The following is a 16115-nucleotide window of genomic DNA, read 5'->3' as shown; positions in this document are numbered from 1 at the left end:
CGCTTCTTTTCTCGTCTTATACCGCCTGCAAACCTGGCTTGGCCGCGGCCACCGGCTTGCTGCCCGAGGCGCCGAACTGGATCTCACCCGAGAGCTGTCCGCCTTCTTCGACCACCAGCTTGCCATAGCGAATGGTGCCGGTAACCTTGCCGGTCGAATAGATCACCAGCTTCTGGCGCACCGTCAGGTTGCCATTGAATTCGCCGCGAATTTCAGCGACATCAATTTCGGCCGAGCCCTTGAAGGCGCCCTGCTCTGCAATCTGGATCACGCGCGAATCCATGGTCGCTTCGACCAGGCCTTCCACGACCAGGGTGTCGCAGTCGGTGATTTCCACGCCCTTGAGCTTGATATTGGGGCCGACCGTCAGCTTGCTGCCGCCTTCCTTGCTGGTGGAGGCTGCAGGATCATTCACAGGTTTGGCATTGCTTTGCTGATTGGCAGCCGCGGAAGCAGACTGCAATGTGCTGGAGCTTCCTGCGGCTCCATAACCGGGTGCACCATGACGCAAATTGGGGGACGTGGTAGACGTCTCATTTTCTCGTTTGCCAAAAAACGGTGTTGCCATGTGTCTTCCTTGAAAAAGTACGCATGGTACGTCTGCAGAAAATAAAAAGATCCGCCCTTGTGCAAGAGAGGTAACCAAATTAATTTTCGCAGGATGCTGCTGTAGCGCACCCGGTATGGCATTCGAGGCGCGCGTGCTGGCCCTTCAACTAGAAGTTGCCGGAGTCAGCCCACTGGGATGAGGGACCGAAGTCTTCCTGCGAGTCCGGCGAAACCAGATCAACCACGAAGACCACTTCGCCGCCGAACTTTCCCACGCCCAGCGTCTTCATCAGGGCCTGTTCATTTTCGGGGGAGTCCAGGCGCAGGAAGCAGATGGCCTGCTGCTTGCCTTCATGCATGGCCGTCAGGATGTCCAGCCTTTCAACGCGGCCAAATCTTGAGCACAGGGCGTGGAGAGCAGGTTTCAGTGTGGCAACATCAGGGCATTGCTGCAAATCCTGCATGGAATTCATGATGCATCTCTCCCTGTACTTTCTACCGGCAGCCCGGGTCTACAAAAAAGCCTGGCTTTAAATATACTCGGCACAATGCTAACGCCATGTGACATTTAACACAACAATCCAACATATTCCTGAGGCAGCTCCCCTATGGAACGTACAGCGTCGCTGGAACCTAATAGTGCACTGAGTCAGGTCATGTCGGCAATGGTTTTTTCAAGGCCCATCATGCACCGTTTATGCACCCACTGACTGGAGCGAACGCCTTGTGACTTCCAACCCGCCCGCCATCCCCCGCAGCGCAGCAGAGGCCGGAGCGTCTGGCGTCAGCGTTACGCCTCTCTCCGAACCTGACTTTGACGGGCTGGTGCAGCTGGCCGCGAAGTTGTGCGGAACCCGTGCGGCCGTCCTGCAGCTGGTGGACGAAGAGACGCCCCCGTCCTCATGGTCGGTGGGCCTTCCAGAGGTAGAGGTGGCGGCCGGCTTGACCGATTTTTACGCCCGGGTTCTGCAGCCTGGCGGGAAGCCCCTGACGATTCCCGACGCCGCAGCGGACCCAGAGCTGTCCCGCCACCCGATGGTGGCCGGCCCTGCAGGCCTGCGCTTTTTCGCGGCGGTCCCACTCATAGCGGCCGATGGCACGCCACTGGGGGTGCTGGCCGTCATGGACCCGGCTGTCCGCACGTGCCGGGACGCGGACCTGAGCGCCCTCGACATCCTGGGCCGGCAGGTGGTGGCGCAACTGGAGCTGAGGCGCCAGCACCGGCTCCTGGCGGACCATAGCACCGAGCAGCAACAGCAAAGCCAAAGGCGCCTGCACATCGCCATGCGCACCGCCCAGATGAGCAGCTGGTCGATGGACCTCGCAGACGGCCGCCTGACCTTGTCCCCCGAGTTCGCCGCCATGCTCGGCACCGGCGCGGCCATGCCGGGCACGCTCGAGGAGCTGCTGCGCCGCTGCGCCCCAGAATCGCGCGCCAGACTCCGCCAGGTCATCACGGAATGCGCGCGTAACGCGACGCCCTTCGACGAGGAAGCCCAGTTGCTGACCGCGCAGGACGGGCGCCGGTGGGTGCGGATGATTGGCGAAGTAGTCCGCAGCGCCAACGGAACGGTCGCCCGTATCCAGGGCGCCCTGCAGGACATCAACGCCCGGAAACAGGCGCAGGAGGAAACCCTGCGCCTGGCCATGCGCCTGACCACCACGTTGGCCAGCATCACCGAGGCTTTTGTCACACTGGACCGCGAGGGCCGCTTCACCTACCTCAATCAGGAGAGCGAGCGGCTGCTGCAGCGCTCGACCGCCGAGTTGCTGGGCCAGGAAATCTGGCAGGATTTCGGCGAGGAGGTGAGCGGACGGCTGCGCCAGCACATCCAGCAGGCGCTGGCCAGGAATCGTCAGGTGGAGTTCGAGGATTTCTACCCGCCGCTCGGCAAATGGCTGGAAGTGCGCGCCTATCCGTTTGCCGAAGGCCTGGCAGTCTACTTTCGCGACGTCAGCGAGCGGCGCAATTCCCAGGAGCAGTTGATGCTGCTGGAAACCGGCATCGCGCGGCTGAACGACATTGTGGTCATCGTCGAGGCGTCGCCGCGCCATGGGTCGGGGCCGCAGATCGTCTTCGTCAATGACGCCTTCGAGCGGCATACCGGCTATACGCGCGAGGAGGTGCTGAGCCGGATGCCGGGCATGCTGCAGGGGCCCGAGACGCGGGAGGACGAGCTTGCCCGCATCTTCGGCGCGCTGCGGCAATGGAAACAGGCGCGCGGCGAACTGATGATCTACCGCAAGGACGGCGGGTCGTTCTGGGTGGACCTGGAAATCGTGTCGGTGGCGGCCAAAACCGGCGAGCTGACCCACTGGGTTGCCGTGGGCCGCGACATCACCCAGCGCAAGGCGGCCGACGAGAAGATCCATCATCTCGCCTTCTACGACCCCCTGACGGAGTTGCCCAACCGCCAGTTGCTGCTGGACCGGCTTGAACAGGCGCTGGAAGACTGCGCCCTTACCCGGCAGGAAGGCGTGCTGATGTTCATCGACCTGGACAACTTCAAGATCCTCAACGACACCCTGGGGCACTCCAAGGGTGACCTGCTGCTGCAGAAGGTGGCCGTACGCCTGAAGGGCTGCGTGCGCAAGCTCGACACCGTGGCGCGCCTGGGTGGCGACGAGTTCGTGGTGATGCTGCAGGACCTGGGCACACACCCCGAAACTGCGACCCGCAAAGCCCAGATCGTCGCCGAAAAAGTGCTGGCCACCCTGCGAGAACCGTACGACCTCGCGGGCTACCAGCATTACAGCACCTCCAGTATCGGCGTGACCCCCTTCAACATGCTGCAGGGCAGCGTCAGCGAACTGCTCAAGCAGGCCGATCTGGCGATGTATCAGGCCAAGACCATGGGCCGCAACACGGTCTGCTTTTTTGATCCGGACATGCAGGCTTCCGTCAGCGCCAACGCCGCCCTGAGCACCGACCTGCGCGCGGGCCTGCGGGAGCACCAGTTCCTGGTCCACTACCAGCCGCAGGTCGACCGCGAGCAGCGCATCACCGGCGTGGAAGCCTTGCTGCGCTGGAAGCATCCGCAGCGCGGCATGGTGAGCCCCGCGGACTTCATTCCGGTGGCCGAAGAAACGGGCCTGATCCTGCCGCTGGGTCAATGGGTGCTGGAGCAAGCCTGCCTGCAGCTGGCGGCCTGGCAGAAACGGCCTGAAACGGCAGGCCTGAGCATTGCCGTCAACGTCAGCGTGCGGCAGTTTCGCCACCCCGACTTCGTGGACATGGTGATGGCCGCGATCAAACAGACCGGCATCCGGCCCCACAACCTCAAGCTCGAGCTGACGGAGAGCCTGCTGGCCGACCGCATGGAAATCGCCATCGCCAAGATGGGCACACTCAAGGCGCTGGGCGTGACCCTGGCGCTGGACGACTTCGGCATGGGCTACTCCTCGCTGTCCTACCTCAAACGGCTGCCGCTGGACCAATTGAAGATCGACAAAAGCTTCATTGCGGACGTCTTCAGCGACCCGAACGACGCCGCCATCTGCAGCGCCATCATTTCACTGGCGCAAAGCCTGGGACTCGATGTGATTGCCGAAGGCGTCGAGACCGAGGCACAGCGCAGCTTTCTGGCCGAGCAGGGTTGCGGCTACTACCAGGGCTACCTGTTCTGCCCGCCACTCCCCATTGCCGAGTTCGAGGCCTTTATGCGGAGCGCGGCAACCTGACCCCATGCGCCATGGCGCCGCACGGCAGGGCTGATACCGGTCCCTACGCTCACCGTCTCACTACGTTCTCGGGGAACGGACTGCAACGCAGCGTCAGCCGCGGGTTCGGCGCCTCTTGTTGCTTATTCTTACAGTAGTTCTACACTGAAGATTCCCAAGCTTTGATGTGGAGGTTGTCATGGATACCCTCAATCGTTGGCAGGACAGACTGGAAATCGCCGCCGGTCTCTGGCTATGCATTTCGCCCTGGGCGCTGGGCTTGCCGGTAGCGGCGGCCTGGTGCGCTGTGGTGGTCGGCGTTGGCATCATCCTTCTGGCCTCTGAAGACCTCTTTTTAACAACCCAGATTGATGACTGGGGCAATGCCCTGCTGGGCATCGGGCTGATGATCTCGCCGTGGGTCTGGGGTTATGCGGATCATCAAAACGCCATGATCAACGCGCTGGCCATCGGCTTGCTGGTCGCCGCGATGTCGCTGTGGGCGCTGGAACGCGTCGTCTACGACAAATTCAAGGAGTGGAGAGCGCACCATCCCGCCCACAGCTGAGTGACCTTGCGCCGGAGCGGCCGAAGACTTCATCGTTGGCCTGCTCGTCGGCCACATCCATGGTGCTGCCAGGCTGGCCACGCGCCATCGGCTCTCCTGTCATGGAAAGTGACTGGATACCCCAGAATGGACGTTAACCGACGTGTATTGGGGTTAGAGGTGCGGCGGGATCATCCGCCGGTCAAAGATAGATGCAGGACTCCAGATGTCCGGCGAGTTCTTTTTCGCTGGCCTTGGTGTAATCCTTTTCGAAGCGGTCGGTGACCAGGTTGGCGGTGTGGCCGTCCAGCTTGTCGTTGATCAGGCCCATGAAAGAGGGCGGGGCGATAAGGATGGCGCGCCCGAACTGGTTGGTGCTGCGGCCATGGTTGAACTCGCGCGCCAACTCCTGGGCGAAATGCTGCGCGGCGTTGCGCTTGGGGTCGGTCTGGGGCTGGCAGGCACCGTGGCCGTTGCCAATGCCCGGCATGTGTCCGGGGCGGTCGGTGACCAGATCGGCGTTTTTTTGCCGGCTCTCCGGGTGTTCGGTCTCCTTCAGAATCTTGAGTCCTTTCTTGGTGCCGTGGTTGGCATAGATTTTGGCGGTGCTTGCGTTGGCGACCAAGATCCAGGTGGTGTTGGGCATATGCATGCTCCTTTGAAGTAAACGGGCAACCAGTCACGTTGCCCTCTTACGTTAGTCGCCGGCGCCGCCGAATGCAAGCGGGCTGACAAATCAACCCCATTCCCATTGTTCGAACGACGCCGCCGAAGCCGGTAGTCCGGCAATGATTTACGGATCCCCTCCAGCCGCGCCGGCTCTTCAATCAAAGCTTGTAACCGATTTGCCGCAACAGATTCTTGCGCCAGCTGATGTCGTCCTCGTCCTCGACCCCTTTGGTTGGAAAGCCGTCCACCACGCCCAGGACACCGCGTCCCTGCTCCGTCTCCGCAAGAATCACTTCGGTTGGATTGGCTGTTGCGCAGAAAATGCGGCATACCTCCGGCACCATTTTGACGGTGTTCAACACGTTCAGCGGATAGAAGCCTTCCCCCAGGAAAATGATGAAGCAATGGCCCGCAGCAAGAGTCTTTGCGTTATTCCGGGCAAGTTCGACCATGGCGGGGTCGGTACCCGACCATCGCACCAGGCATTTGCCGGAAGCTTCGCAAAAGGCCAGGCCAAACTTGATGCCCGGCACGGCGCCCACCAGCGCTTCGTGGAGGTCCTCGACGGACTTGATGAAGTGGGTCTGCCCCAGAATGAAGTTGGTCGCTTCCGGCTTGTCGATTTTCACAGTGATGAGTTGCATATCGAACTCCTTCTTTCCCGGCTTGACTTGCCAGAGCGGTGAGGTGACACAACATACCTGACTGCCAATACCTCTAACGCATGGAAAATTCAATCACCTGAGTTCAAGTATCGCCACCGTCGGCCCATCCGGCAAGCGCCGATTCCCGTGTTCGAAACCTGGTTTGCGCGAGACCCGCAGCCCGAACGGGGGTTCAGGCTCTGGGGTGATTGAGATTTGCGCAACCTGTCCGCGACAGGAGCAGCTTTATCCCAAGGCGAACTTTTAGCCACTCTTAGCAAGTCTTAGCCACTCTTCACCTCACCCGTTGATGGCTCGCTCACCCCGCCAGCAAAGCTGCGTTTCCACCTGCCGCCGTGGTGTTGACGGTCACGGTCTGCTCGGCGCAAAAACGGTACAGGTAGTGCGGCCCGCCGGCTTTCGGGCCGGTGCCGCTGAGGCCTTCGCCTCCGAACGGCTGCACACCCACCACCGCGCCAATCATGTTGCGGTTGACATAGATGTTGCCCACATGCGCGCCAGCGGCCAGGGCCTGCGCGCGCGAGTCGATGCGGGTCTGGAGGCCCAGCGTGAGGCCGTAGCCGAGGGCGTTGATCTGTTCGATGACGGCTTCCGGGCTTTTCAGTTCGCCGCTGCCCCAGCGCACGATCTGCAGCACCGGGCCGAAGATTTCGTCCTTGACCTCGGCCAGGCTGTTGACCTCAAACGCCGCAGGCGTGATGCTGTTCGCCATCAAATCGTGGGCATCCCCTCCATTTTCCTTGCGCGCCACCAGCACTTTTGAGCTTGAACCCAGGCGCGTCAGATGCCGCTGGATGTTGTCGAAGGCTTCACGGTCAATCACCGGGCCGACGTCGGTGGCCAGCTCGGCCGGGTTGCCCACCACCAGTTCCTGCGCCGCGCCCTCGATCATTTCAATCACGCCGTCGGCAATGCCTTCGTGCACGCACAGCAGGCGCAGCGCCGAGCAGCGCTGGCCGGCGCTGCGAAACGCGCTTTGCACCACCGCATCGGCCACCTGCTCGGGCAGCGCGGTGCTGTCGACCAGCATGGCGTTGATGCCGCCGGTCTCGGCGATCAGCGGCACGATGGGGCCGTCCTTGGCGGCCAGTGCCCGGTTGATGATTTTGGCGACCTGGGTGGAGCCGGTGAACACCACGCCCGCCACCTGCTTTGCTGCCACCAGCGCGGCGCCCACGGTTTCGCCTGGGCCGTGCAGCAGCTGCAGTGCGCCTTCGGGCACGCCAGCCGCATGCAGCAGTTTCACCGCCTCCCAGGCCACACCCGGCGTTTGCTCGGCGGGCTTGGCCAGCACGGCGTTGCCGGTGGCCAGCGCGGCAGCGACCTGGCCGGCAAAAATCGCCAGCGGGAAATTCCAGGGGCTGATGCAGACCCAGGCGCCGCGCGCCGTCAGGCGCAGTTCATTGGTCTCGCCGGTCGGCCCCGGCAGCGCGACAGGCGCCATGATGCGCTCGGCTTCATTGGCGTAGTAACGCAGGAAATCCACCGCCTCGCGCACCTCGGACACGGCGTCGCCCCAGGTTTTGAACGCTTCCTTCACCAGCAGCGCGCAGAACTTCGGCATCTGCTGCTGCAGCACATCGGCGGCGTGGCGCAGGATGGCGGCGCGTTCGGCCACCTCCACCTTGCTCCATTTTTGATAGCTGCTTACTCCCGTAGCGACCGCACTGGCAGCCAGCCTGGCATCGAATTCCGGCACTTTGGGAACCTGCACAGCTTCAAAGGCGTCAAGCAGCGGCGCGCGCATGCTTTCCACCGTCAAGTCCAGCCCCGCGCTGTTTTTCCGGCTCGGGCCATACAGGGCGAGCGGCAGCGGCAAAGACGACTCAGGCTCCAGCCGCAGCGGCGAGATCAGCAACTCGCCCATACCCACCGACTCGTCAGCCAGCTGGTGCACAAAAGAGGAATTGGCGCCGTTTTCCAGCAGGCGGCGCACCAGGTAGGCCAGCAGATCGCGGTGCGCACCGACGGGCGCGTAGACGCGGCAGCTGATCAGCGGGTTCTTCAGCACTTCGCGGTATACGCCCTCGCCCATGCCGTGCAGGCGCTGCAACTCAAACTGGGGCGCCATGCCCACCGCCGGCGATGCCGCCTTCACGCTGCGCGCTGCCATTTGCAAAATCGCGGCAATCGTGGCGGCATTGTGGGTGGCGAACTGCGGGTAGATCGCGTCGGGCGCGTCCAGCAGCGCGCGGGCGCAGGCCAGGTAGCTGACATCGGTGTGGTGCTTGTGGGTGAACACCGGGTAGTGCGGCAGGCCCTGCTCCTGTGCGCGCTTGATTTCCGAATCCCAGTAGGCGCCCTTGACCAGGCGGCACATCAGGCGCAATTTGTATTTGCGGCCAATGGCGGCAATGTGTTCGATCAGCTCCAGCGCGCGCGTCTGGTAGGCCTGCATGGCCAGGCCAAAGCCCTGCCACTGCGGATGATGCTGCGCCACCCGCGCGGCGAGCGCTTCGAACACGGCGAGCGACAATTCCAGCCGGTCGACCTCTTCAGCGTCTATCGTGAGGTTGATGTTGGCCTGGGCCGACAACTCGCACAAGCCCCAGACACGCGGCACCAGTTCCGCCAGCACGCGCTCGCGCTGGGCGTCTTCGTAGCGCGGGTGCAGCGCGCTGAGCTTGATGGAAATCCCGTCGTTTTTCTCACAGGCGCCCGATTTATGGGCCTTGACAGCAATTGATTGGATGGCTTGCGTGTAGCTGTCGAGGTAGCGCAGCGCGTCGGCATCGGTGCGCGCGCCCTCGCCCAGCATGTCGTAGCTGAAGCGCAGGTTGGCTATTTTCTTGCGGGCGCCATCGGCTTCGGCCATGGCATCGCCAATGGTCTGCCCCAGCACAAACTGGTGGCCCAGCAGCTGCACCGCCCGCAAGGTGGCGGCCACGACCGTGCGCGCACCGAGCTTGCCCATGAGGCCGGGTTCCACATCCGTGCGCCCTGCGCCCGCCTGCGAATGCGGCAAAAACTTCTTGGACAAGGCAATCGCGGTGGACGACAGGCGTGCCAGCGTCGAGTCGCCCGCCCCTTCGAAGTCGGCGCGGCCCAGCTGATCGGCCGTGAGGGCGATCGCGGTCTCGGCATCGGGCACGCGCAGCAGCGCCTCGGCCAGGCGCATCAGGGCTAGCCCTTCGGCGCTGGAGATCGGGTACTCCTTGAGCAAACTCTCCATGGCCCAGAACGGCGGCGGGTTCTCGCGCACGGCTTGCACCCAGGGGCGGGCGGCTTGTGCCGCAGCGGGCCAGTCCAGCACCCCGCTCAAGGCGTCCAGACGGTGGGAGACGATGTCGGCTTCGGGCCGGTAGGGAAAAGGTAAACGCATGGAAACCTCGAAATATTTGCTAGATACTCGATGTTGAATCGTTTTTTGATTAATTTTTCACTGTATTTTTAACAATATGATGAATAAATCAAACCACCGAACGCCCAAACCGGCGAAGCATGCACCGTATGCATCCTGACGTCCTGACGTCCTGGCGTCAGGTCGGCAGGCTGCTTTGCGACTTGATTTCTTCCATGCAAATCATCGATCGCACTCCGGAAACACCCGGCACCTGCATCAGGCGATCCGTCAGGAACAGGGACAGGCTTTTCAGGTCGGCCGCCACCACCTTGAGCAGGTAGTCAAAGTCGCCGGAGATGGTGTGGCATTCGACGATTTCTGAGAAAGCCATCACATTGCGCTCGACCTCGCGCACATTGCGAAACTGCTCGCGGTCCAGCGACAGGCTCACAAAGGCCGTGACCTCCAGCCCGATGGCCGCAGGCGACACCAGGGCGGCATAGCGGCGGATCACGCCTTTCTCTTCCAGCGTACGCACGCGCCGCAGGGTTTGCGGTGCCGACAGGTGAATGCGCTCGGCCAGCTCCACATTGCTCATCCGGCCGTCGTCCTGCAGCCATTTCAGAATATTTCTATCGTAGGCGTCCATCAATCACTCCGGAATGGTAATTTTGATTTTTATGAAATTTTATTTCTTAAATCATCATAAACACGCATCAATAGGAAATCAAATTTCCAGCCATCCGACCTAAGATTGTGTATCGCCACCCGCCAGGCGGGCCCTGTACAAAAGTGCCCGCAGCCGGGTGGTTTGCCTGACAAAGAAAGAAAATGATGGTTGCTTTTATTGGTACGAATGATTTGCAGGAGCACCTGGCGACAACCCGCCCCGAAGGTGCCATCGGCGAATTGGTGCGCATGATTGACGAGGATTTCCGGCGCTGGCCGCAGTTCGACAAGACGGCCCGCGTGGCCAGCCACTCGCCGATCGGCGTGATCGAGCTGATGCCGATTTCCGATGGCCGCCAGTACGCCTTCAAATACGTCAACGGCCACCCGCAAAACACCCGCGACGGCCTGCTGACCGTCACGGCGTTTGGCGTGCTGTCGGACGTGGACACCGGCTACCCGCGCATCCTGTCTGAACTGACGCTGACCACGGCGCTGCGCACGGCCGCCACCTCGGTGCTGGCCGCCCAGCATCTGGCCCGGCCCGACAGCCGCTGCATGGCCCTGATTGGCAATGGCGCGCAAAGCGAGTTCCAGGCCATCGGCTTTCACTGCCTCATGGGCATCGAAGAACTGCGGGTCTATGACGTGGATCCGCAGGCCACCGACAAGCTGGTCCGCAACCTGCTCGCCTACCCCAGGCTGCGTATCTACCGCGCCAGCTCGATCGCCGACGCGGTCCGCGGCGCCGACATCGTGACCACCGTGACGGCTGACAAAACCAACGCCCTGATCCTGACGCCCGAAATGATAGAGCCCGGCATGCACATCAACGCCGTGGGCGGCGACTGCCCGGGCAAGACCGAGTTGCACGCCGACATTCTTTACGCCGCCAAAGTGGTGGTGGAGTACGAACCCCAGTCACGCATCGAAGGCGAGCTGCAGCAGATGCCGCCGGACTTTGCGGTGACCGAGCTGTGGCAGGTGCTGAACGGGCAGGCGACCGTGCGCACCGATGCCGCCCAGGTCACGGTCTTTGACTCGGTGGGCTTTGCGCTCGAAGACTTCTCCGCCATGCGTTACCTGGAAAAACATGTGCTGAAAGACACTTCGCGGGTGCTCGACCTGATTCCCGAACTAATGGACCCGAAAGACCTCTATGGCATGGGCATGGCCCGTACCGCGCCCGCACCGGCCCCCGACCCCGTCACCGCAGGCACCCCGAACCGCAGCGCTGCGGCGGCCTGCTGATCGAACCGCAGAAATCCATTGTGAAAACCATCCACCTGATCGGTGCGCCCACCGATATTGGCGCCAGTGTGCGCGGCGCGGGCCTGGGGCCCGACGCCCTGCGGGTCGCCGGCCTGCCGCAGGCGCTGCGCGATCGCCAGCTGCACGTCATTGACAGCGGCAACCTGGCCGGCCCCCCCAACCCCTGGGAGCCGCCACGGGACGGCTTTCGCCACCTGCCTGAAGTGATTGCCTGGAACCAGTCCATCTACACCGCCGTGAACGACGCGCTGGCGGCCGGCCAGCTGCCGGTGCTGCTGGGCGGCGACCACTGCCTGGCCATCGGCTCCATCAGCGCCGTGGCACGCCACTGCAAGGCCGCCGGCAAGCAGCTGCGCGTGCTGTGGTTTGACGCCCACGCAGACACCAACACCGCCCACATCACGCCCAGCGGCAACATCCACGGCATGCCTGTGGCCTGCCTGCTGGGCCACGGGCCCGAAGCGCTCACCCACCTGGGCGGCGAGGTCGCCCTGCAGGCACGCGAGCTGCGCCAGATCGGCGTGCGCAGCGTCGACGCCGAAGAGCGCGCCTTTGTCACCGAACTGGGGTTTGAAGTTTTTGACATGCGCTACATCGACGAATTTGGCATGCGCGCAACGATGGAGCAGGCGCTAGCGGGCGTGGACAGCAACACCCACCTGCACGTCAGCTTTGACATGGACTGCATGGATCCGGAGATTGCGCCCGGCGTCGGCACCGCCGTGCGCGGCGGGCCCACCTACCGCGAGACCCAGCTGTGCATGGAAATGATTGCCGACACCGGCTACCTCGGCTCGGTCGACCTGGTCGAGTTGAACCCGGCGCTCGATGTGAGGAACCAGACCGCCGAACTGGCGGTGGACCTGATCGAGAGCCTGTTCGGCAAGTCCACCCTGATGCGGCAGACGCCCGCCGCCGGGCTCTGACATAACTCAAGGCCCCTGGCGACACAGCAACCCACACACAAAGAACAAACAGAGAACAAACAGAGAACAAACCGAGAAAAAGAGGAGACAAAAGCGACATGTTTGCAGAAGCAAAAACTGAGGCCTGGTCCGGGCGCTTTGCCGCGCCGATGGACGAGCTGCTGACCGACTACCAGCAATGCCTGGACATCGACATCCGCCTGGCCGGCGTGGACATTGACGGCTCCCTGGCCCATGCCGAAATGCTGGCCAGCATCGGCGTGCTGTCCGGGCAGGACCTGGCCGACATCCAGCGGGGCATGGCCAGTATCCGCCAGGAAATCAGGGAAGGCGTGTTCCCCTGGGCCAAGGACCGTGAAGACGTGCACATGAACATCGAGCACCGCCTGACGCAGCTGATCGGCGATGCCGGCAAGCGGCTTCACACCGCGCGCTCACGCAACGACCAGGTGGCCACCGACCTGCGCCTGTACACCCGCCATGAACTTGATGGCCTGTGCGACGAACTCAAGGAACTGGTCACCGTGGCGCTGGACCTGGCTCGCACGCATGCCGCCACCATCATGCCGGGCTGCACCCATCTGCAGATTGCGCAGCCGGTGACGTTTGGCCACCACCTCATGGCCTATGTCGAAATGTTCCTGCGCGACATCCAGCGCGTGCGCCAGGCGCGTGAGCGCCTGAACGAGCTGCCATTGGGGGCGGCCGCGCTGGCCGGCACCTCCTTCCCGATTGACCGCCATTTCGTCGCCGGGCGGCTGGGCTTTGCCGGGGTCTGCCGGAACTCGCTGGATGCGGTGTCGGACCGGGATTTCGTGATTGACGCCTGCAGTGCCGGCGCACAAATCATGATGCATTTGTCGCGGCTGTCGGAAGAGCTGGTGTTCTGGTCCAACCCGCTGATCGGCTTCATCGAAATCGGAGACCGTTTCTGCACCGGCTCGTCCATCATGCCGCAGAAGAAAAACCCCGACATTCCAGAGCTGGCGCGCGGCAAGGCCGGCCGGGTGTTCGGCAACCTGGCCAGCGTGCTGGCCGTGATGAAATCCCAGCCCCTGGCCTACAACAAGGACAACCAGGAGTCCAAGCAGCCGCTGGTCGACACGCTCGAGACCGTGCGCAGCTCGGTCCGGGTGTTCAGCCGCCTGCTGCCTTCGCTGGGCGTCAACCAGGAGCGCATGCGCGCGGCCGCCGGCGCCGGGTTTTCGACCGCGACCGACCTGGCCGACTACCTGGTCCGCCGGGGATTGCCTTTTCGCGAAGCGCATGAAGTGGTGGCGCTGACGGTTCGCCGCTGCATCGAATCCGGCAAGGATTTGAGCCAGCTGACCCTCGAGGAATTGCGCCAGTTTTCCCCCGTCATTGAGGCCGACGTCTTCCAGTCGGTGACGCTGGAGGGTTCGGTTCTGGCCAGAAATCATGTCGGGGGGACTGCACCCGCTGCAGTCACCAGCGCCATTGAGAGTGCCCGGCAACGGGTAGCAGCGGCCTGACCGGCCGCCGCATGCCAGGTTTTGTTTTTATCCCACGTTGACACTAACTATTTTTATTCACCGGAGAACTTCATGAGCTTGAAACGCCTAGCCAGTCTTGCCTTCACCACCCTTGCGCTGTTTGCCTCAGGTCTCAGCAGCGCCCAAAGCCAGGAACTGGTAGTCGGCTCCAGCGCCACCTACCGGCCGTTTGCCTACGAAAGCCCGAGCAAGGACATCGTCGGCTACGACGTGGACATGATCAAGGCCATCGCCCAGAAGGCGGGCCTCAAAATCAAGATCGTCAACACCCCCTGGAGCGGCATCTTCGCGGCCCTGAACAACGGCGACCTCGACCTCGTGATCTCCGGCGTCACCATCAACGACAAGCGCAAGCAGTCSTAYGACTTCACCAGCCCCTACTTYGAGGCGCGCCAGCTSATTGCCGTGCACAGCAACAGCCCCGCCAAAAGCCTGAAAGACCTGGCCGGCAAGAAGATCGGCGTGGTCAACGGCAGCACCGGCGACGACATGGCCTCGCGCGAGTTCGGCAAGACCAACCCCGACATCCGCCGCTTCGAGAGCACCCCCGTGGTGATCTCCGAGCTGGCCAACAACGGCCTGGATGCGGCCATCGGCGACAACGGCGTCATCGCCTTTCGCGCCCAGGAGCACAAGCAGCTCAAGACCGTGAGCGACCCGGCCTTTCCCAAGGAGTACTTCGGCATCGTCGTCAAGCAGGGCAACAAGGCCTTGCTGGACAAGCTCAAYGCCGGCCTGGCCGCGGTGAAGGCCGACGGCAGCTATGCCCAGATCTACAAGAAGTGGTTCCAGGCTGAGGCCCCCGTGCTGCCGGCCCAATAAGCGCCGGCAACGACTGGGTTCACGCYTTTTCCTGTATGGAGCAAGTCCTCTGGTTCGGCTGGTTTCGCGCCGACATCATTTCAGAATACGCCGTGCTGTTCTGGCGCGGCCTGCAGATGACCATCACCGTCACGCTGATCTGCATCGTGCAGGGCACGGCGCTCGGCCTGGCCATCGGCATGGCGCGCCTGGCGCAGGCGCGCCACGCGCCKGCCCGCCAGCTGTGCCAGTACGCCCTGCGCTGGCCGTCCACCGTGTATGTCAGCTTTTTCCGCGGCACGCCGCTGTTTGTGCAGATCCTGCTGATCCATTTTGCGGTGCTGCCGCTGTTCATCAACCCGGCCGACGGCCTGCTGATTTCGGGCGAGAACGCGCGCCACATCAAGCAGAACTACGGCGCCTTCCTGTCGGGCGTCGTGGCGCTGACGCTGAACGCGGGCGCCTACATCTCGGAGATCTTTCGCGCCGGCATCCAGTCGATYGACAAGGGCCAGGTGGAGGCCGCGCGCTCGCTGGGCATGCCGTTTCCGCGCACCATGTACCACGTGGTGCTGCCGCAGGCGTTTCGCCGCATGCTGCCGCCGCTGGGCAACAAYGCGATTTCGCTGCTGAAAGACTCGTCGCTGATCTCGGCCATTGGCCTGGCCGAGCTGGCGTATGCCGCGCGCACGGTGGCCGGCGCCTATTCGCGCTACTGGGAGCCCTACCTCACGATTTCGCTCATGTACTGGGTGCTGACGCTGGGCCTTGCTTACCTTGTGAAGAGACTGGAGGCTCGCTATGGACGAGGTGATTCGCGTTAACCGGCTGACCAAGCAGTTTGGCCATCTGCCGGTGCTGCGCGGCATTGACTGCAGCATCAAGGCGTCGGAGGTGGTGTGCGTGATCGGGCCGTCGGGCTCGGGCAAGAGCACCTTCCTGCGCTGTCTCAATGGCCTGGAGGACGCCAGCGGCGGCGAGGTGCTGGTGCATGGCGTGTCGGTRCATGAGCCSGCCACGGATGTGGATGCGCTGCGCGCGGAAATCGGCATGGTGTTCCAGCGTTTCAACCTGTTTCCGCACAAGACGGTGCTGGAGAACATCACGCTGGCGCCGACCAAGGTGCGCGGGCTGACCGCGCTGGARGCGCGYAACCGCGCCAGCGAGCTGCTGGTGAAGGTGGGCCTGCTGGACAAGATCAATGCCTACCCGAACCAGCTCTCGGGCGGGCAGCAGCAGCGCGTGGCGATTGCCCGGGCGCTGGCGATGCAGCCGCGCATCATGCTGTTTGACGAGCCGACCTCGGCGCTGGACCCGGAGATGGTCGGGGAGGTGCTCAACGTCATGCAGGCCCTGGCCGAGGAGGGCATGACCATGGTCGTCGTCACCCACGAGATGGGCTTTGCCCGCCAGGTGGCGGACCGGGTCATCTTCATTGATGAGGGACTGGTGGTGGAGGAAGGCACACCCGCCGCCATCTTCGACCAGCCGCAGGAAGAGCGCACGCGCAGGTTCCTCAGCAAGGTCCTGTAACCCCGTAACCCCTTAACCCAGCGCTTC

At 63.0% G+C, this 16115-nt stretch carries 14 protein-coding genes; 8 read left to right on the top strand and 6 right to left on the bottom strand.

Annotated features, from left to right (window positions below):
- Positions 1-16 precede the first annotated feature (16 nt).
- A complete protein-coding gene (locus tag AC1DUR_RS06285) occupies positions 17-568 on the bottom strand; it encodes a bactofilin family protein (protein WP_477718894.1) in 552 nt (183 codons plus the stop codon).
- A 148-nt stretch (positions 569-716) separates the two neighbouring features.
- Positions 717-1022 (bottom strand): RNA recognition motif domain-containing protein, encoded by a 306-nt coding sequence (locus AC1DUR_RS06280; protein ID WP_477718893.1) that lies wholly within the window; start codon positions 1020-1022, stop codon positions 717-719.
- A gap of 253 nt (positions 1023-1275) precedes the next feature.
- On the opposite strand from AC1DUR_RS06280, the gene AC1DUR_RS06275 reads away from it, so the two are divergent.
- Entirely contained in the window at positions 1276-4230 is a 2955-nt protein-coding gene (locus AC1DUR_RS06275; protein ID WP_477718892.1) for a bifunctional diguanylate cyclase/phosphodiesterase, read from the top strand.
- 178 nt (positions 4231-4408) lie between these two features.
- Positions 4409-4777, top strand: coding sequence for an SPW repeat protein (locus tag AC1DUR_RS06270; RefSeq protein ID WP_477718891.1), 369 nt, complete (start codon positions 4409-4411; stop codon positions 4775-4777).
- Positions 4778-4958: 181 nt separating this feature from the next.
- Here the strand turns inward: AC1DUR_RS06270 and AC1DUR_RS06265 are convergent, their stop codons facing one another.
- The 4 genes from AC1DUR_RS06265 to AC1DUR_RS06250 all read right to left on the bottom strand — a co-directional run bounded on the left by AC1DUR_RS06265 (position 4959) and on the right by AC1DUR_RS06250 (position 10022).
- Positions 4959-5402 (bottom strand): host attachment protein, encoded by a 444-nt coding sequence (locus AC1DUR_RS06265; RefSeq protein WP_477718890.1) that lies wholly within the window; start codon positions 5400-5402, stop codon positions 4959-4961.
- Between the two features lie 181 nt (positions 5403-5583).
- Entirely contained in the window at positions 5584-6069 is a 486-nt protein-coding gene (locus AC1DUR_RS06260; RefSeq protein ID WP_011481379.1) for an adenosine-specific kinase, read from the bottom strand.
- Positions 6070-6388: 319 nt separating this feature from the next.
- Positions 6389-9412 (bottom strand): L-glutamate gamma-semialdehyde dehydrogenase, encoded by a 3024-nt coding sequence (locus tag AC1DUR_RS06255; RefSeq protein ID WP_477718889.1) that lies wholly within the window; start codon positions 9410-9412, stop codon positions 6389-6391.
- Positions 9413-9569: 157 nt separating this feature from the next.
- The gene (locus tag AC1DUR_RS06250) at positions 9570-10022 is read right to left on the bottom strand and encodes an Lrp/AsnC family transcriptional regulator (RefSeq protein WP_477718888.1); all 453 of its coding nucleotides are present in this window, start codon (positions 10020-10022) and stop codon (positions 9570-9572) included.
- 185 nt (positions 10023-10207) lie between these two features.
- On the opposite strand from AC1DUR_RS06250, the gene AC1DUR_RS06245 reads away from it, so the two are divergent.
- From AC1DUR_RS06245 to AC1DUR_RS06220, 6 genes are all read left to right on the top strand, one after another.
- The gene (locus tag AC1DUR_RS06245; RefSeq protein WP_477719047.1) at positions 10208-11293 is read left to right on the top strand and encodes an ornithine cyclodeaminase; all 1086 of its coding nucleotides are present in this window, start codon (positions 10208-10210) and stop codon (positions 11291-11293) included.
- A 20-nt stretch (positions 11294-11313) separates the two neighbouring features.
- Complete coding sequence (gene rocF, locus AC1DUR_RS06240) at positions 11314-12240, top strand: arginase (protein ID WP_477718887.1); 927 nt, start codon at positions 11314-11316, stop codon at positions 12238-12240.
- A 98-nt stretch (positions 12241-12338) separates the two neighbouring features.
- Positions 12339-13733: an argininosuccinate lyase gene (gene argH, locus AC1DUR_RS06235; protein WP_477718886.1), complete on the top strand. Its 1395-nt coding sequence runs from the start codon at positions 12339-12341 to the stop codon at positions 13731-13733.
- Between the two features lie 72 nt (positions 13734-13805).
- Positions 13806-14576, top strand: a complete 771-nt coding sequence (locus tag AC1DUR_RS06230) for a basic amino acid ABC transporter substrate-binding protein (RefSeq protein ID WP_477718885.1) — start codon at positions 13806-13808, stop codon at positions 14574-14576.
- A gap of 35 nt (positions 14577-14611) precedes the next feature.
- Positions 14612-15379, top strand: coding sequence for an amino acid ABC transporter permease (locus AC1DUR_RS06225; protein ID WP_477718884.1), 768 nt, complete (start codon positions 14612-14614; stop codon positions 15377-15379).
- Positions 15357-16088 carry an amino acid ABC transporter ATP-binding protein gene (locus tag AC1DUR_RS06220; RefSeq protein ID WP_477721487.1) on the top strand — a complete coding sequence of 244 codons (732 nt, stop codon included), beginning with the start codon at positions 15357-15359 and terminating at the stop codon, positions 16086-16088. Before AC1DUR_RS06225 ends, AC1DUR_RS06220 begins: the two co-directional genes overlap by 23 nt.
- The last annotated feature ends 27 nt before the right edge of the window (positions 16089-16115 follow it).

It is taken from the genome of Polaromonas sp. P4_F4 (assembly GCF_056401355.1).
The sequence above is the reverse complement of the archived record's forward strand: the minus strand, read 5'-3'. Positions and strand labels throughout refer to the sequence as shown.